Raw genomic sequence first — 16,855 nt, forward strand, 5'->3', positions numbered from 1 at the left:
TTTTCCCTGTCGACAGCGCGCATCGCGCGCTGTCGCCCCGCGTCCAGGGCTTGCCCTGGTCCGGGTCGAGGGGCGGAGAGCCCCTCGTGGGGTCCGGGGTGAAACCCCGGCGCTACGCTTCCTCAGGCCTTCGCGAGGAACGACTTGACCTGCTCCTCGATCACCTTGCCGGGCACCACGAAGGGCTTATCCGTGATGTCCACGGCGAACGACTGGCCCGTGATCGTGTAGACGCCCGTCACCTTGCCGGCCGGCGTCGGGACCGAGAAATCACCCTTCTTCTCGTCGCCGCCGAACTTGCCGCCGGCCTTCTCGATCGCGCCCTTCGCCTTCGCGATGATGTCGACTGCGGCGCCGGGGAAATTGACCGAGAAACTGTGCTTTGCCATGTCGTATACCCCTCTGGTTGTGCGCCGCGCGGAGCGTTCTCTCCCTCACGGCTTTACGCGACCCTAATCCGTTCCCGTGACGAAATCCAGCCCGAACTCCCTTGCTTATCGAAGTGCATCGATAAGATGGCTCAGGCTTGGGGCCGCGGCTGACTCCGCTTTTTCTCGGCCTCGAACGTCTCTTCGAGCTTCCCCTTGCCTTCATCCACGACCTCGCGCTCGTACCAGGGCCGCGTCGTGTGCTCCCGGAGATGATAGGCGAGCCACACACCGAAGAGCAGCGGCACCACGGCCCAGGCCAGCAGGTGGATGGTCAGGTGACCACCGATCGTCGTGTTCGACGCGAGCGGCCCCTCGACGAGCCGCACCGGCACGATCTGTCCCTCGTGCATCCAGGCGAAGTCCTCCGGCTCCACCTCATCGTCGACCGAGATTCCGTCCCGCGGAGAGAGCCATACGCGGTAATGGTGCGTCACGGTGTCGTCGCTTTTCGTGACGTAATGGTCGAGCTTGAAGATGGTGGCCGTCGTGTCCGTGCCCGCCCAGCGTCGCACGTGATAGCCGAGGAAGGCGACGTGGAACGAGATCGCGACGAGCAGGATCGTGCCCGCCCAGCGCGCGTGAAAGCGTGCGCGCTCGTGGAAACGCTCGCCGAGCGGCTGCGACGAGAGCAACATGCGTCCGCTGCGCGGCGGCCGGAGCACGTACCCCTCGCCCCCCGATCGATATCCCGCTGTCGGCTGCGCCTCCGGATCCGGCGCGCGCGAGAGCACGCCCGCGGCGTACACGCGCTCGCCGGGCGTGAGCTCGGCGTACCGCATGCGGCTCTTCAGATCGACGCGGACGAGCCCGTCCATCTCGTCCACGAGGAAGACGTCGTCCCGCGGCTCGATCCGCACGCGCTCGCCGGACGCGAGGCGTAGATAGAATGGCGCGACGAAGACCCGCCGCTTCTTTTCGGTCCACTTGTGCGACCACACGCCGGAGCTCTCGGACTCCTCGCCGTCCTGATCCACCTCGACGCGCACCGTGGTCTCCGACCCTTCGGCCCGCTCGACCTTGCCGAAGAGGACCGCCTCGCCGGCCACGAGCTGCTTGTCGCCGTCGAACGAGGCCTCGGCGGCCCGCGCCTCCGCGCGCTTGCGCGCCCGCGCGAGGAGCGCGGCGGCGCAGAGCGCGAGGAAGCCCAGCGTGCCCACCCCGTCCACGAGGAACGACGAGATCAGGGGGCCGAGGTGGTTCTCCGACATGAGATCCGACATGGCAGCGACTCTACCACCACACGCGCGGGCTGTACCGGGGCGTTCAGAGTCTCGCTGCGCCCCAAACCCCTTGACACCGGCCACCCCGGGGAGTTTGCTCCTCCCTCGCCTCCGAGGCGGCCCGCGGGGGGCACGTCGGGGGGCGAGACATTCGCGGAGGAAATCGCAATGGTCTACGTGCCGCCCAACCAAGAAGGCTCCAAGGTCTCGTTCAAGTCCCGCTATGGGAATTACATCGGCGGCGAGTGGGTCGCCCCGGTGAAGGGGGAGCATTTCGAGGACATCTCCCCGGTGACCGGCCGTCCCTTCTGCGAGATTCCGCGCTCCTCCGCGGAGGACATCGACAAGGCGCTCGACGCCGCGCACGCCGCGCGCGCCGCCTGGGGTCGCACCTCGCCGACCGAGCGCGCGAACATCCTGAACAAGATCGCCGACCGCATGGAGCAGAACCTCGAGAAGCTCGCGGTCGCCGAGACGTGGGACAACGGCAAACCCGTGCGCGAGACGCTCGCGGCCGACCTGCCGCTCGCCATCGACCATTTCCGCTACTTCGCGGGCTGTATTCGTGGCTCGGAGGGCACGATCGGCCAGATCGACGATACCACCGTCGCCTACCATTTCCCCGAGCCGCTCGGCGTCGTCGGCCAGATCATCCCCTGGAACTTCCCGCTGCTCATGGCCGCGTGGAAGCTCGCGCCCGCCCTCGCCGCCGGCAACTGCGTCGTCCTCAAGCCCGCCGAGCAAACGCCGGCCACGATCCTGCTCTGGGCCGAGCTCGTCGGCGACCTCCTGCCGCCGGGCGTCGTGAACATCGTGAACGGCTTCGGCTTCGAGGCCGGCAAGCCCCTCGCGTCGAGCCCGCGCATTGCGAAGATCGCGTTCACCGGCGAGACCACGACGGGCCGGCTCATCATGCAATATGCCTCGGAGAACCTGATCCCGGTCACGCTGGAGCTCGGCGGCAAGTCGCCGAACATCTTCTTCGACGATGTCTTCGCGCAGAACGACGATTTCGCCGACAAGGTGCTCGAGGGTTTTGCCATGTTCGCGCTGAACCAGGGCGAGGTCTGCACCTGCCCCTCGCGCGCGCTCGTGGGCGAGAAGATCTACCGCCAGTTCATCGAACGGGCCGTCGAGCGGACGAAGAAGATCAAGCAGGGCAATCCCCTCGATCCGACGACGATGATCGGCGCGCAGGCGTCGAGTGATCAGCTCGAAAAGATCCTCTCGTACATCGACATCGGCAAGAAGGAGGGCGCGAAGCTCCTCCTCGGCGGCGAGCGCGTGCGCCTCGGCGGCGATCTCGACAATGGGTATTACGTCTCGCCGACGATCTTCGAGGGAACGAACCGGATGCGTATCTTCCAGGAGGAGATCTTCGGGCCGGTCGTGAGCGTCACGTCGTTCAAGGACGAGGCCGAGGCGCTGTCGGTCGCGAACGACACGCTTTATGGTCTCGGCGCCGGCGTGTGGACGCGCGACATCAACACGGCGTATCGCATGGGCCGCGCGATCCAGGCGGGCCGCGTGTGGACGAACTGCTACCACCTCTATCCGGCGCACGCGGCGTTCGGCGGGTACAAGCAGTCGGGCATCGGGCGCGAGACGCACAAGATGATGCTCTCGCATTACCAGCAGACGAAGAACCTGCTCGTCAGCTACAGCCCGAAGGCGCTGGGGTTCTTCTGATGGAACCCACGGCCCCGCCGCGCGTCACGGCCACGGAGGCGGCGATCGCCCTCATCCGTCGGCTCGTCGTGCGCCACGGTCCGCTCATGTTCCACCAATCGGGGGGCTGCTGCGACGGCAGCGCCCCGATGTGTTACCCGCGTGGTGAGTTCAAGGTGGGAGAGCGGGACGTCCTGCTCGGCGAGATCGAGGGCTGCCCCGTGTACATCGGCGGCGCGCAGTTCGAGCTGTGGAAACACACCCAGCTCGTGATTGACGCCGTCCCGGGGCGCGGGGCCGGCTTCTCGATCGAGTCCCCCGAGGGCATGCGATTCCTCACGCGATCGAATGTCTTCGGCGGGGACGAGCTCTGCGCGCTCGACGCCGCCGGCGTCAAGCGCGGCCCGCAAGGCTGAGCCTGGCATAACGCTCGAAGAGCGCCCGCAGCCGGTCCGCCTCCGTGCGGAACGGTTTTCCCCCCTCGAAAAGCCCCTCCACAGCCCTGTCGAGCCCATCGTGGGCCCGTGCGAGCTCCTCCGGCATCCCGCGTGGATCGTAAAGCTCGCCGAGGCTCTTCTCCGGGAATGCCTTTCTCGCATCGAGGACGGCGCGGGCCGCCTCCTCCACGCGGCGACGTCCCTCGACGTCCGGCGTGGGGAAGGGGAACGTGCAATACGTCAGGTGTGGCGCGATGCTGATGTCGCTCTTCATGCGCCCGGCCACGGCCCGCACCCAGGCCATGAACATGCTCGATTGCAGCATCCCGAAGATCCAGTCGTCCGCGCCCGGGAACGTGATCAATTTGTTGCCGGCGATGACGTCCGGATCGACGAACGCCGCGGGGATCACGCGACGGTTCTCGGACGAGACCTCGGGCAGCGCGAGGTACCGGACCGAGGGCTGCCGGATCTGCGTGAAGAGCCACGGTTCGTCCGCAAGATCCCGCACCGACGGCGTGCGCGAAGCGAGGCGCGCGCGACGCACGGCCTCGATACGCTTTTGCAGGACGGGGGACGCTGCGATCTCCTCGGGGCGCACGCCTTCGAGCCAGAGGCAATGGCGCCCCTCGCCCCAGAGAAACTCGGACGCCTGCAGATATTGGCGCACGTACCGCCGGGCCACGGGATCGGCCATCACGGCGGCGTGATCCGCGGGCTCGACGACGAGGTGCCCGCCGTCGGTCGGCTGGCTGCCCTTCGTGCCCGCGGGATATCCGGGTTGGAGCGGGGTTTTTCGTTTTCGCGGCACGACGTCCGGCCCGTCGGCGAGATAGACGTTGATGTTCTTCGCCGCCCGCTCCACGGGCTCGCCCCGCGGATCGGGATAATCGAAGATCCGGCGCGGCCCCGGTTTTCCGCGAGAGAATCCGATCACGGCCACGTGGACGTTTGCTTTTCCTTTCGCGTCGCTCGCCCAGTGGAACGTGCGGTGCGCGAAATCGATCCGATACCCGTACCGGCGGAGCAGCGGGCCGAGGCTCCGCGCCTGTTCGCCCTGCGTGAGCGAGTTCGTGGTGACGAACGCGAACCGGACGGGGTGGCTTTCGCCGTACGTCATCGCGCGGGCGATGAACGCCGCCGCATAATCGAGCCTGCCGGCGTGGATCCCGCGCGTGTCGAGTTTTTCGAATGCGAGGCGCCGATCCTCCTGCTGCTCGGGGCTCATCCAGGCCATGCCCACGAACGGCGGGTTTCCGAAGACGAACGACGCCTGCTCGGCTGGTAAAACATCCTTCCAGTCGACCCGCAGCGCATTGCCGACCGTGATGCGCGGCGCGACGCCGCTCGGCCCCACGAATTCGCGCTCGCCGGCCTCGGCCTCACGCTCCAGCGCGATCTTCGCGGCATTCGCGGCGCGCTCGTCGATCTCGATCCCGCAAAACTGGTCGAGCCGCACGCGGCGCGGCAGGACCGTGCCTCGGGCGCGCAGGCGAACGAGGGCCTCGAGCTCGAGCCTGCGTATTTCCCGGTAAGCCACCACGAGAAAATTCCCCGCGCCGCACGAGGGATCGAGGAAGCGAAGGCCGAGGAGCCGCTCGACGAACGCGCGGAGCGCGACGGCCGTGCCCGCCGCGGCGAGCGACGCTTCGAGCGCGTCGAGAAAAAGCGGCCGGATCGTGCGGAGGATGAACGCCTCGTTCGTGTAATGCACGCCGAGCTGCCGGCGCTCAGCGGCGCTCTTCGTCTCCTCCACGCGCTCGGGCGCTCCGGTCACGGCCCCATGATGTTCGTGTCCTTCCGTGCGTCAAGACGCAGCGAGGGGAGGGGCCACACGGAAAAAATCACTGGATCGCCAAGGCCGAATGGAAGGATGCTGCGCGCTGCTCATGCGGCTCACGCGACTTCCCCTCCTGCTCCTCCTGTTCACCGCCGCCTGCGGGGCCTCGTCCGAGGCCACGAAAGAGCCGGCCACGCCCGCCTCCGGTTCGTCCGCGGGGAATGCCGACGAGGTCGCGGAGTCCGCCGGGACGAACGAAACCGACCTCTCCTTCGGGTGGAAGGTGCCTTGCCGCGTGCCCGTCGAGCGCGTCTCGGAGAAGAAGGGCAAGAGCGCGAAGATGCGCTTCTTCGTCGCGGCCCGCCCCATGAAGGACGGCAAGATCGAGGTCCGCGTCGAGAACACCGAGTTCCTCGTGGTCAACGGCGAGGACGCCACCACGCCCGAGGCGCAGGAGAAGCTCGCCCCCGTGCTCCCGCTCCTCAGCATGCCCGTGCCCATGATCATTTCGCCCGAGGGCGAGTACCTCGAGGCCCGTGGGCTCGAACAGGTCATCGAGCGCATGCTCGCCGCGCCGGCGATCGCCAACAACCCCAAGCTCTCGTCGTTCATGGCGCAGGCGCTCCGCTCGCCGCAGATGCAGGCGCAGCTCGCCTCGTCCGCGGGCGACTCCTGGAATGCCTGGGTCGGCGCGTGGATCGGGCTCTCGAATTCGCCGGGCGAGGTCGTCGAGGCCGACGACACGGTCCCCGCCGGGGCGGAGACGATCCCCGTACGCATGCGCTTCGAGCACCACGGCAAAGCCCGAGGGGACGACGCGCTCGTCCGGGTGTCGATCACGCAGACCCTCCAGGGGGAACAAGCGGCCAAGGGCCTCGCCAGCCTCATCCGCGAGATCGCCGGGCCCCATTTCCCCAAAGACATGCCCATCGAAAATATCCGCCGCGTGACCCGCACCGAAGCGGAGACCGACCCGCGCACGCTAAAGCCGCGTCACGTGCGTTTCGAGCAGACCGTCGACATGTCCATGGGTGGAAAATCGCAGTCGACCCGTGAGTTCAAGGACGACACGTTCGACTGGTCCCGCGCCGAGGGCTGCCGCTGACCCCTGCCGTCCCACCGGTCGCCGTGATAAAACGCGGCATGCGAAACGACGGGAAACTCTCCGCAATCCTCCTCACGGCCGCGTTTTGCGCTGCCGGGTGCACGGCCGAGGAACGACAGTTCTCGAACATCTGCGACACGGCGCTTCTCTGCGACGACTTCGAATCGGCCGCCGCGGGCGACAAACCCGGGGGCAAGTGGCGCACCGTCGAGGTGGGGGGTTCCGTCGTCCTCTCCTCGGAGAACGCCCGAAGCGGCTCGCGCGCCGTGAAGATCTCGGCGACCGCGACCAGCATGGGCAACGATTTCCGGACCGTGATGCTCGCGCTCGACGACACCTCGGTGCTCCCCCCGGAGGGCAACGTGCTTTATGGCCGGGCGATGATGTTCGTCGAATCCGTGCCCATGGAACCGGGGGGCATCGGGCTCGTGACGGGGCAGGGGCGCGTACCCGGACAGACCTACAAGGCTTATTACCGTTATGGCGTGCACCACCCGATCCTCGACGAGGGGACGGGAGCGTTCCTCGGCAGCCAGCTCACGGCGTTCTATGACACGCCCGAGTATTACGAAGATCCGATGAGCGCCCCTCACACGGCGTGCTGGGCCCACTCGCACGAGGTGGCCATCCCCGTGGGGCGGTGGGCGTGCTTCGAATGGAAGTTCGACGGGCAAAACAACGCGATGCAGCTCTCCGTCGACGGGTATGGCGTGCCCGGCATCGCCGTGAAGGAGACCGGGGACGGCTGTACGAACCCGGATACGCCGACGGCTCCCTGGGTCGCGCCGCTCTTCTCCGAGCTCTACCTGGGGTGGGAGTCCTATCTGCCGGACGAGGCGCGCGCGATCTGGATCGACGACGTCGTCCTCGCCACGCAGCCGATCGGTTGTCCCGAATGAACGTTACTTCTTGCCCTTGAACGTCCAGTCGTAGGAGATGACCGTCGCCTCGTTCTTCGTGGTGCCCGTGACTTCCATCGAGAGGGCGCCCGTGCCGTCGAAGTTCAGCGTCGCCGAGAGGGGGAGCTTGCCCTCCCAGTTCGCCACTTTGACGTCACACGTGTTTTTCACGACGACGAGCGTCGGCGTCGACGCCTCGCCCTTCATCTCGCAGGCCGCGAATTTCACGACGTAGGCGCTCCCGTCCTTCGAGACCGTCACGGTCGCGTCGGGCACCTTGCGCGGCGGCGACTCGTTCTTGGCGACGTCCGCCGTCTGCGGGACGGCGATCTTCACCGTTCCGGACTCCGTGGCCTCGCCTTTGTACGTGCCCGAATAATCCGTGCCACAGCCGGCCACGCCGAGGGCTCCCACCGCGAGAAGACCGAAGAGATATTGGTGTTTCATCGTGCCTCGTTCGATGCACCGAAGACCCAAGCACGGCGCGTGCCGGGCTCGCGCGTCGCCCTACATACACCAAACGGCCCGGGATTTCATCGGTCGATGGACGCCGCGGGTCGACACGGCGCGCAAGGCGCGCGCGGAGGCGCAAGAGATGCGCCGTGGCCGTGCCCTTCGTCGTTGAGTCGGGCGCGCGCGATCTGGTAGGTACACGGGGGTGAGCTTCAAGGAATACGACGACCACGACGCCCTGGGCCTTGCCGCGCTCGTGAAGAAGGGGGAGGTGAGCCCCGCCGAGCTGCTCGAGGAGGCGATCACGCGCGCCGAACGCGTGAACGGGCGGCTCAACGCGATCGTGATCGGCATGCACGTCATCGCGCGCGAGCGGGCGCGCGGCGAGCTGCCCGACGGCCCCTTCCGCGGCGTGCCTTTCCTCATGAAGGACATGGCCTCCGCCTATGCCGGCGTGCCGCTCCAGGCCGCGAGCCGCCTCTATCGCGGCAACGTCCCTTCCCACCACGCCGAGCTCACCGAGCGATTCCTGCGCGCCGGCCTCGTCGTGTTCGGCAAGACGAACTCCCCCGAGTTCGGCATCTTGCCGACGACCGAGCCCGAGCTTTATGGCCCCACGCACAACCCCTGGCGCCTCGGCTACTCGCCGGGCGGATCGAGCGGCGGCGCGGCGGCGGCCGTCGCGGCGGGCATCGTGCCCATGGCGCACGGCGGCGACGGCGGCGGATCGATCCGTATCCCGGCCGCGTGTTGTGGCCTCTTCGGCTTCAAGCCCACGCGCGCGCGAACGCCGGTCGGCCCCGACGTGAGCGAGAGCTTTTACGGGTTCGCCACCGAGCACGTCCTTTCCCGCACCGTGCGCGACAGCGCGGCCGCGCTCGACGCGACGGCTGGGCCCGAGACGACCGCGATGTACCACGCGCCCGCGCCGTACCACGGTTTCTTGGACGCGCTCGGCGCGCCCCCCGAAAAACTCCGCATTGCCTTCACGACCGACCCGCTCCTGCACGGCGCGGACCCCCACCCGGACAACCGGCGCGCCGTCGAGGAAACCGCAAAACTCCTCGAAAAGCTCGGGCATCACGTGGAGCCGGCGCGGCCGCGCTTCGACGCGCGCGAGTTCGCGAAGGGGTTTTTCCTGCATTTCAGTGCGCTCGTCGCCGCCGAGATCCGCGCGTCGGAGGCCTTCCTCGGTCGCCCGGCGCGGCGCGAGGACGTCGAGCGGACGACGTGGCTCTTGAACCTCGTCGGCCGGAGCACGGACGCGGGGACGTTCGTGTATTACCGGCGCAAGCTCTTCGAAGTGCAGCGCGCCGTGGCCGGGTTTTTCAAGGAATACGACGTCCTGCTCACGCCGACGATCGGCAGGCCGCCCGTGCCGCATGGGACGTTGCTCGCGAAGGGCCTGGAGGAGGGAATGCAAGAGCTCGTGGCGCGGCTCGATCGCCCGGAGCTCTTGCGGCTGCCGCGGCTGCTCGACATGGCCGTGGATCGCGCCTATGCATTCTCGCCGTTCACGCCGGTCTTCAACGTGACGGGCCAGCCTTCCGCGAGCGTGCCGCTCCACTGGAATGCGGAGGGTTTGCCCATCGGGACCATGCTCACGGCGCGCTTCGGAGAGGACGCGCGTCTCTTCCGGCTCTGCGCGCAGATCGAAGAGGTCCAATCCTTCCGCGCTCGTCGCCCGCCCGTCCACGCCTCCGCGTCGCCGGGGCTCTCGTGACGTGATTCCACGCCGAGGCTCCTCGAAGGCTCCCGTGCCCGCGGCGATTCGTGATAGACATCGCCGGTGCGAGTCACCCAACGGCAAGGTCTTTATGCGGGCGTGGCGATCATCTCGGCCGCGGGCATCGTCCTCCAGATCGCGCTGACGCGGCTCTACTCGGCCCTGCTCGGCCATCACCTCGCCTTCCTGGCCATTTCGCTCTCGCTCTTCGGCATCGGCCTCGGCGGCGTCCTTCTGTACGTCGTCCCCGCGCTGGCCCGCCCGACGCACCTCCTCGCGCGCCTCGGGCTTTTCTCCGGCCTCGCGGGCCTCGCCGCCGTCGTCGCCGTCGTGATGCTCCTGCATACCCGGCCGATCGAGACCATCGACCTCGCCGTCCTCGGGCGCCTCGCCGGGACGTACCTCGTGACGTCGATACCGTTCGTCTTCATCGGCATCGTGGTGGCCGCGGCGTTGCGCCACGCCGCGGCGGAGGTGAGCCGCCTCTACCTCGTCGATCTCGTGGGGGCCGCGGTGGGCGGCGCCGGATCCATTCTCGCGCTCCGGGCGGGCGGCCCGCGCGCGTGCCTCGTCGTCTGCGTGCTCTGCTCCCTCGCAGCGCTTTTTTTCGCGCTCGGCGCGCGGCAGGCGGAGGGGCCTTATGGTCCGCAACGGCCCGCGCAAATGCCCGTCATCGCCACGTTCGTCCTCGGCGCGTGCGTGCTCTTCGCGGCCGATCTGCGCGTGCCCTGGCTCGTGCTCGGCGAGCTGCGCTGGGTCGACATGAAGCAGGTCGAGTTCCAGCAATGGAACGAGATGGCCCTCATCACCGTCGACAAACCTCGTGATGGAATGGCCTGGATGCGGATGGACGCGAGCGCCGCCACGGCCATCCTCGCCCCGGACGAGACGCCGCCGCTCCACCCCGATGAAATGGCGTACGTCCTGCACCGGGATCAGGGCCCGGTGCTCGTCATCGGCGCCGGCGGCGGGCGCGACATCCGGGCCGCGCTCAAGGCGGGCCAGAAGGACGTATTCGCGGCCGAGATCAACCCCACCATCGTCAACGACGTGATGCGGGGGAAGTATCGTGATTTCAGCGGCGGCCTCTTCGACAAACCCGAGGTCCACGTCTCGGTCGCCGACGGCCGCAGCTTCGTGCGGCGCTCGCCGGTGCAGTTCCGCAACATCGTGATCTCGCTCGTGGATACCTGGGCCGCAGCCTCGGTCGGGGCGCTCGCGCTCTCGGAGAACAGCCTCTACACGGTCGAGGCGTTCCGGGATTTCATCGAGCGCCTCACCCCGGAGGGCACGCTCCTCGTCAATCGCTGGGACAACGAGTTCCCCCGCCTCCTCGCCCTCGGCGCGGCCGCCCTGCGCGAGAGCGGCGCGGCCGAACCGAAGGACCACCTCTTCGCCTGCGGCAAGGAGCGCTCGACCTCGCTCCTCGTCAAACGCACGCCGCTCACGCCCGAGGAGATCGCCTCGCTCCGCGCCCATTGCCAGTCGAACCACTTCTACGAGGTATTCGCCCCCGACGCACCCGGCAATGATTTGCGCCACCGCCTCGCCACCCTGTCCGACGCGAGGCAGGCATGGCCGGACGCGCGGACCGACCTCACCCCGCCCACGGACGACCGCCCCTTCTTTTTCTACACCGTGCCCGCGCGCTGCCTCGTTTCGGTGCTCGGCAGCCCGAGCGAGCGGCAATTGCAGCACGGGCTCCTCACGCTCGTGGGCCTGCTCGTCACGAGCGCCGTGATCGCGGCGCTTTTCCTCCTGGGCCCGCTCCTCGTTCGTCGTGTGGCCATTCTCCGGGCGCCCGATCGGGGCCAGAGGCTGCGCGCGCTCCTCTTTTTCCTCGGGCTCGGCGCGGGGTTCGTCTACGTCGAGGTCGCGCTCGTGCAGTATTTCGTGATGTACCTCGGGCACCCGATCTATGCGCTCTCGACGGTGCTCGTGGCGCTTTTGCTCTCGACGGGCCTCGGCAGCTTGCTCACCGCGCGGATCGGCGTGGAGCGCGCGCAACGAGCGGCGCGCGCGAGGGCGATTTTGCTCGCGGCGCTGCTCGTGATCTACGCGCTCCTGCTCGGCCGTGTCCTCGGCCTCGCCGTGAGCTTGCCATTCGGATTGCGTCTTGCCCTCACGCTGGCCCTTCTCGCGCCGCTCGGGTTGCTCCTCGGATCCCAGACGCCGCTCGGCGTGCGACTCATCGATGCGCGCGCGGCGGAGCTCCTGCCCTGGTGCTGGGGGCTCAATGGCGTGGCCAGCGTGGCGGCGACGGCGATGGGGACGCTCGTCGCAATGCACGCGGGGTTTCGGTGGTTGCTCGTCGCGGGGGCCGCGACGTATCTCGTGGCTGCGCTCGTGGTGCCGGCGAGATCGGAGGCGGGGGCGGAGGCCCCGCCCCTCTCCTGAACGACGACGCGAGCACGTTTCCTGTCCCTGCCCGACGGATCAGTCGTCGCCGGGCGTGAAGAGGATGGGATACGAGACCGTGGTCTCCTTCGTCGCTGCGGGGAAAACGAAGTTCTGCGCGGCGTCACGCATGCAAGTCTCCGTCGACTGGAGCGCGGCCGACTCCGCGGTGGCCTTCATGCTCGCCATGTGCCCGTCGGTATCCACCTTGAAATCGAGCAAGATCCGGCCCGACGCCGCCGGGTTCGTCTGGAGGACCGCCTCGTAACAACCCCGGAACGCGCCGAAGTGGCTACGCACGACGGCCTGGATCTCCTCGGCTTCGAGCGACTCCGGCACCTCGACGCTCGTGGCCACGAGCGGGAGCTCGTCCATGCCGGCGAGCGTGGTCTCGACATTGTCGAGCTGGGCGAAGCGCGGGGCCGCGACGAGGAGCACGGGCGGCGCGCCCTCGCGCTGCTTCGCGGCCACGAGCCCCTTGCCTTTCGCGAGCCGCGCCTTGATCTCGGCCGTAGGCAGCGGCAGCTCCGCGTCGTACCGCGCGGGGATCTCGCCTCCTTCGAGATCGTAATAATAAACGACGAGCGAGCTGGCGAGCTCGGCGCGGGCGCGGACGATGCCGACCCACGACGTTTCGCGATTCGTGTTGCTGTCGACGTTGACCTCGCACGTCGGGCAAGTCTTCTCTTTTTCGGCGCGGATCGCGCCGCCCACGTTGAATGTGCCGATCCGATCACTCGAGAAATTGCGATCGCCGCCGAACGCGAGGACGCGCACGCGATAGCGGCCGCCCGCGTCGGGCGGGAAAAACTTCGCGAGGTGGGTCGCGAAGATCGAGACCGGAGGCTCGGCCGGGGTGAGGCGGCGCTTCGGCGTGTCCTCGCTGCCCGTGAGCAGCTTGCGGAGGCGTTTTTCGGCCTCGGCGGAAAGCGCCCATTCCCGGTCGCCCGCGTGCGCGGCGAGGAGGTTTTCGACGGCCGTGATCGCGCCTTCCGCGTCGCCCGTCGCTTCGAGGGCGCGGCTGCGCACGAGCGCGGCTTCGTCGCGCTCGGTCGCCGTGGCGGCAGGATGCGCGAGCGCCAGATCGATCTCGGCGAGCGCCTGCTTCGCGTCCTCGCCGCGGTCGAGCGCGCGCGCGACCCGCTCGATGCGCAGCGCGACGGACACCTCGCCCGACGGCGCCGCCTGAATGGCCGGCGCCTCGGTGCCTTCGGCGTTTTCACCCGCGCAACCGAGCACGAACATGGAAGCGAGGGATACCAGAACGAAACCACGGCCGAGTTTATTGTTCATCGTCAGACCTCCTGCATGGCTGCCATCGCGGCGCCGTCTGGAGACCACTATGCGGCGCGTTCCTGTACGAAGTTTCTCTGCCATGTCACCGTTCGGTCACCGGGCGCGGGTCAGTCGCCTCCGGAGCTCGGCGCGCGGGTGAAGCGGTAGCCGGCGCCGCGCACGGTGACGAGGTGGCGGGGGTTCTTCGGGTCGTCCTCGATCTTGGCGCGGAGGCGGTTGATGAAGTTGTCGACGGTGCGATCCGTGCCGAAGTAGTCGGCGCCCCAGACCGCATCGAGGATACGCTGGCGCGGCAGGAGCGTGCCCTCGTGGCGCAGGAAGTAACGGAGGAGGCGCATTTCGAGCGCGGTCGTCTCGAGCGGCTGGCCGCCGCGGCTCAAGGTGTGGGCGCGGAAATCGGCGGTGATGTCGCCGATCTGGATGACCTCGGTCTCGGACTCGGCGCGCCTGCGCCGCCGGAGGGCCGCGTCGATGCGCGCGCAGAGCTCGGCCACGCCGAAGGGTTTTACGATGTAATCGTCGGCGCCGAGGCGCAGGCCCCGAACCTTGTCGGGCTCCTCGCTCTTGGCCGTGATCATGAGAATGGGGACCTCGGGATCCACCTCGCGGAGGCGCTGGCAAACCTCGAAGCCGTTCATGCCGGGGAGCATCACGTCGAGCAGGACGAGGTCGGGTTTTCCCGCGAGCGCGGCTTCGAGGCCGTCCTTGCCGGTGCCCGCGACCTCGACGCGGAACCCCTCGGATCGCAGGGTTTTCGTCATGGCGAGGCGCAAGCCGAGGTCGTCCTCGACGAGGAGAATGGTCTCCTGCCGCCCCGCGGGGCTTTTCGTGCTCATGCTTTCCTCCCATTCAACGCTCGGGGGCTCCGCCCGGACGAGCCGGGCTTCGCCCCCGAACCCCCGGGAAATACCAAAACAAATGCCGCGCCGCGACCTGGCTCGCTCTCCACGCGCGCCGTCCCGCCGTGCGCGCGCATCACGTGCCGGACCAGCGAGAGACCGAGGCCGCTGCCCTCGGTCTCCCGGCTCAGTTTGTCGTCGAGCCGCTCGAAGGGCTCGAAGATCCGCTTCTGATCACGCCGCGAAATCCCGGGGCCCCGGTCCTCGACGCGGATCGTGATGCTCTCGTCCGCGCATCGCACGACGACCCGATAGGGTGTGCCGTCGGGCGCGTATTTGCGCGCATTGTCGAGCAGGTTGTCGAGGGCGAGGCGGACGAGCCCCGGATCGACGTGCGCGGGGGCCGGCGTGTCAATGGCGCGCTCGATCGCGGGGACATCGGGGAATCGCTCCTCGAAGGCGAGGATGGCCTCGTCGGCGACGGCCGCGAGGTCGGCCTCGGCGCGCACCGCGGCGAGCCGGCCCTTGGCCATGCGGCCGAGCGAGAGCATGCGCTCGACCGTGTCGCCGAGCCGCTTCGATTCGCGCGCGAGCGCCTCGAAGACCTCGTGTTGCTCCTCGGGCTCGACGCGACCGCTTTCGAGCAGCTCCGCGAGCATGCGGACGGAGGAGACCGGGGTGCGCAGCTCGTGCGAGACGGCGGAGACGAAATCGACCCGGAGCTCGCTCGTGCGCCGCGCCGCCCGCATGCGCGCCCATAACAACGCGAGGAGGCCGAGCGAGACGACGACGGCGCCCCCGCCGATCGCGGCGAGGACGCGGCGGCTCCGCGCGGCGCGCCGGTCGATGGCCGTGCGATCGGCGGGGACGACGTGCATGGCGAGGCCGGGCGCGAGGAGGGTCGTGCCGCGGAGGTCGCCGAACGAGGCGACGGCCTGTGCGAATTGCGCGCGCTCGCCGGCGGGCATGGCGGGAAGACCCGCGTCGAGGGAGGCGGCGAGGGAATCTCCATGCACGACGAGGCCCGCGAGCCGGCCGTCGTCGAGGGCGCGGAGGACGAAGATGGCGCCCGGCGCGCGAAACCGGAGCATGCCGGCGCGATCGGGGCCGCCGCGCAAGGCCGCCGCGGCCTCCTCGCTGCGCAGAGCGTCGAGGATGCGGCCACGCGTGGACGGAGAACCCTTCAATGCGAGGAGCGCGCGGGCGCGCAAGGGCTCGCCGAGGGCCGTCGCCGTCATGATCTCCTCGCGCGCTGCCTCGCGCTCCCCGGCGGAGAGGGACGCCGCATGGCCCTCGATCCAGGAGACGAGGGCCGGGGCTTCGCTCTCCGACAGATGGGAGAGCGCGACGACGGGATAGAGGAACCGCCCGCCGGCGCCGCGAACGTCTGGACAAACGGCGAGAAGCTCCTTGCGGGCGTTCGTCCGCGTGTCCTGGTTTTTCGTGGTGGTGAACGTGGCCGCGAGGGTGCTGCAATGGTCCGTCGAGGCCTTCGGGGGGGCGCTCGCGGGAGGCGCGGCCGGCAGGGCGAGGGCGCGGTCGCGATCGAGCAGCAAGGGCGCGGCGAAGGGCGGGGCGATGCCGGCGAGGGTCTGCTCGGCGTCGCGGAGCTCGGGGCCGAAGCGCGCGGCGGCGAGGGCCGCGTCGGCCTCCGCGAGGGCCTTCTCGACGCGGAGGCGGAGGCGCTCGGCGCTGAAGTCGAGCGCGCTCTGGGCCTCGCGCCGCTGCGCCGCTTCCTCGCCCTCCATCGCGCGCAGGCCGAGGATGCCCACCGCGATCGAAGGCAGGAGCGCGAGCGTCACGAAGAGGAGGAGATCCCTGAGGCGCGCGGCGCGTTCGGTCAGCACGAGGGAGAGGTTCGCATGGAAATGTCACCGCCGTGTCACGGCGTGCGCGGCGTCGTCACGCGGCGGTCTTCGTGAGCGTGAGCGCCTTCTTCAGGTGCCGGCCCCGAAAATGGCCCGCCGCGCCGTGGGAAAATTCTCCCCCGCGGCGCCGCGGCGAGCCGCGACGGCCTCGGCGAGGAGGCCCTTCGTGACGAACGCCTCGACGTCCGCGAGCGTGGCTCCCTCCGCGGGGGCGAACTTCAGGAAATACGGTTTGTCTCCTGTCCTCACGCCCGCCTCGGCGCGCTCGATCAGGTGGCGCAAGAGGGCGAGGGCGTCCGCGGGGAGGCCGCGCCCACCGATTTTCTCGAATGCTTCGGTCCAGTCGAGATCGGACGATCCGCGCAGTTTGTCGAAGGTCAATTCGTAGGCGCCCGCGAGGTCCGGATCCCAGCCGACCGCGTCGATCGCGGCGTCGAGCACATATTGATCGGAGTCGCCCGACACATGCATGAGCTCGGCCTGGGCGAAGCGGAGCCGTCCCTTCAGGGCGGGGTCCGTCACGACCAGGGATACGGCGCGAAACGTGGATGCGTCGGCGCGCTCGATCGCGACCTCCTCGTTCACGGCCCGCGCGGCCCACGCGAGGAGCTCCGCGGGAAGATCGGGATTGTCGGAAAGCGCTGATCTGGCGGTTTCTTTTTCGTCGGCGTCGTCGTCGTTGCGGAGCCGATCGAGGAGAGATTGGGCGTCCATGGGTGCACGATACGCCGGACGG

At 68.9% G+C, this 16,855-nt stretch carries 14 protein-coding genes; 6 read left to right on the forward strand and 8 right to left on the reverse strand.

Annotation, left to right across the window (positions count from 1 at the left end):
* Positions 1-122 precede the first annotated feature (122 nt).
* A complete protein-coding gene (locus tag QHF83_RS45520; protein ID WP_272423435.1) occupies positions 123-389 on the reverse strand; it encodes a hypothetical protein in 267 nt (88 codons plus the stop codon).
* A gap of 131 nt (positions 390-520) precedes the next feature.
* Positions 521-1,651: a hypothetical protein gene (locus tag QHF83_RS45525; RefSeq protein ID WP_282424394.1), complete on the reverse strand. Its 1,131-nt coding sequence runs from the start codon at positions 1,649-1,651 to the stop codon at positions 521-523.
* Between the two features lie 168 nt (positions 1,652-1,819).
* Between QHF83_RS45525 and adh the strand changes: the two genes are divergently transcribed.
* Together adh and QHF83_RS45535 are read left to right on the forward strand one after the other, a co-directional pair.
* Complete coding sequence (gene adh, locus QHF83_RS45530) at positions 1,820-3,340, forward strand: aldehyde dehydrogenase (RefSeq protein ID WP_282424395.1); 1,521 nt, start codon at positions 1,820-1,822, stop codon at positions 3,338-3,340.
* The gene (locus QHF83_RS45535) at positions 3,340-3,735 is read left to right on the forward strand and encodes a DUF779 domain-containing protein (RefSeq protein ID WP_282424396.1); all 396 of its coding nucleotides are present in this window, start codon (positions 3,340-3,342) and stop codon (positions 3,733-3,735) included. Before adh ends, QHF83_RS45535 begins: the two co-directional genes overlap by 1 nt.
* On the opposite strand, the gene QHF83_RS45540 is transcribed toward QHF83_RS45535, so the two are convergent.
* Entirely contained in the window at positions 3,713-5,533 is a 1,821-nt protein-coding gene (locus QHF83_RS45540; protein WP_282424397.1) for a DNA methyltransferase, read from the reverse strand. The genes QHF83_RS45535 and QHF83_RS45540 overlap by 23 nt on opposite strands.
* A gap of 112 nt (positions 5,534-5,645) precedes the next feature.
* Here QHF83_RS45540 and QHF83_RS45545 point away from each other — a divergent pair, with 112 nt between their 5' ends.
* Complete coding sequence (locus QHF83_RS45545) at positions 5,646-6,641, forward strand: hypothetical protein (RefSeq protein WP_282424398.1); 996 nt, start codon at positions 5,646-5,648, stop codon at positions 6,639-6,641.
* Positions 6,642-6,679: 38 nt separating this feature from the next.
* Complete coding sequence (locus QHF83_RS45550; protein ID WP_282424399.1) at positions 6,680-7,540, forward strand: hypothetical protein; 861 nt, start codon at positions 6,680-6,682, stop codon at positions 7,538-7,540.
* Between the two features lie 3 nt (positions 7,541-7,543).
* Here QHF83_RS45550 and QHF83_RS45555 read toward each other — a convergent pair whose 3' ends face one another.
* Positions 7,544-7,987: a hypothetical protein gene (locus tag QHF83_RS45555; RefSeq protein WP_282424400.1), complete on the reverse strand. Its 444-nt coding sequence runs from the start codon at positions 7,985-7,987 to the stop codon at positions 7,544-7,546.
* Positions 7,988-8,198: 211 nt separating this feature from the next.
* Between QHF83_RS45555 and QHF83_RS45560 the strand changes: the two genes are divergently transcribed.
* Entirely contained in the window at positions 8,199-9,716 is a 1,518-nt protein-coding gene (locus QHF83_RS45560) for an amidase family protein (RefSeq protein ID WP_282424401.1), read from the forward strand.
* A 66-nt stretch (positions 9,717-9,782) separates the two neighbouring features.
* Positions 9,783-12,116, forward strand: a complete 2,334-nt coding sequence (locus QHF83_RS45565) for a hypothetical protein (RefSeq protein ID WP_282424402.1) — start codon at positions 9,783-9,785, stop codon at positions 12,114-12,116.
* A 39-nt stretch (positions 12,117-12,155) separates the two neighbouring features.
* On the opposite strand, the gene QHF83_RS45570 is transcribed toward QHF83_RS45565, so the two are convergent.
* The 4 genes from QHF83_RS45570 to QHF83_RS45585 all read right to left on the reverse strand — a co-directional run bounded on the left by QHF83_RS45570 (position 12,156) and on the right by QHF83_RS45585 (position 16,833).
* A complete protein-coding gene (locus QHF83_RS45570) occupies positions 12,156-13,409 on the reverse strand; it encodes an AgmX/PglI C-terminal domain-containing protein (protein ID WP_282424403.1) in 1,254 nt (417 codons plus the stop codon).
* Between the two features lie 110 nt (positions 13,410-13,519).
* Positions 13,520-14,248: a response regulator transcription factor gene (locus QHF83_RS45575; protein ID WP_282424404.1), complete on the reverse strand. Its 729-nt coding sequence runs from the start codon at positions 14,246-14,248 to the stop codon at positions 13,520-13,522.
* The gene (locus QHF83_RS45580; protein WP_282424405.1) at positions 14,245-16,098 is read right to left on the reverse strand and encodes a HAMP domain-containing sensor histidine kinase; all 1,854 of its coding nucleotides are present in this window, start codon (positions 16,096-16,098) and stop codon (positions 14,245-14,247) included. Before QHF83_RS45580 ends, QHF83_RS45575 begins: the two co-directional genes overlap by 4 nt.
* Positions 16,099-16,188: 90 nt before the next feature.
* Entirely contained in the window at positions 16,189-16,833 is a 645-nt protein-coding gene (locus QHF83_RS45585; RefSeq protein WP_282424406.1) for a hypothetical protein, read from the reverse strand.
* Between the last annotated feature and the right edge of the window lie 22 nt (positions 16,834-16,855).

Source organism: Polyangium sp. 15x6 (assembly GCF_029960785.1).
GTDB lineage: Bacteria > Myxococcota_A > Polyangia > Polyangiales > Polyangiaceae > Polyangium.

Coding starts and splice junctions, on each gene's coding strand:
- QHF83_RS45520 (WP_272423435.1), bottom strand. CDS start 389: ATGGCAAAGCACAGTTTCTCGGTCAATTTCCCCGGCGCCGCAGTCGAC.
- QHF83_RS45535 (WP_282424396.1), top strand. CDS start 3,340: ATGGAACCCACGGCCCCGCCGCGCGTCACGGCCACGGAGGCGGCGATC.
- QHF83_RS45545 (WP_282424398.1), top strand. CDS start 5,646: ATGCGGCTCACGCGACTTCCCCTCCTGCTCCTCCTGTTCACCGCCGCC.
- QHF83_RS45585 (WP_282424406.1), bottom strand. CDS start 16,833: ATGGACGCCCAATCTCTCCTCGATCGGCTCCGCAACGACGACGACGCC.
- QHF83_RS45575 (WP_282424404.1), bottom strand. CDS start 14,248: ATGAGCACGAAAAGCCCCGCGGGGCGGCAGGAGACCATTCTCCTCGTC.
- adh (WP_282424395.1), top strand. CDS start 1,820: ATGGTCTACGTGCCGCCCAACCAAGAAGGCTCCAAGGTCTCGTTCAAG.
- QHF83_RS45525 (WP_282424394.1), bottom strand. CDS start 1,651: ATGTCGGATCTCATGTCGGAGAACCACCTCGGCCCCCTGATCTCGTCG.
- QHF83_RS45555 (WP_282424400.1), bottom strand. CDS start 7,987: ATGAAACACCAATATCTCTTCGGTCTTCTCGCGGTGGGAGCCCTCGGC.
- QHF83_RS45570 (WP_282424403.1), bottom strand. CDS start 13,409: ATGAACAATAAACTCGGCCGTGGTTTCGTTCTGGTATCCCTCGCTTCC.
- QHF83_RS45550 (WP_282424399.1), top strand. CDS start 6,680: ATGCGAAACGACGGGAAACTCTCCGCAATCCTCCTCACGGCCGCGTTT.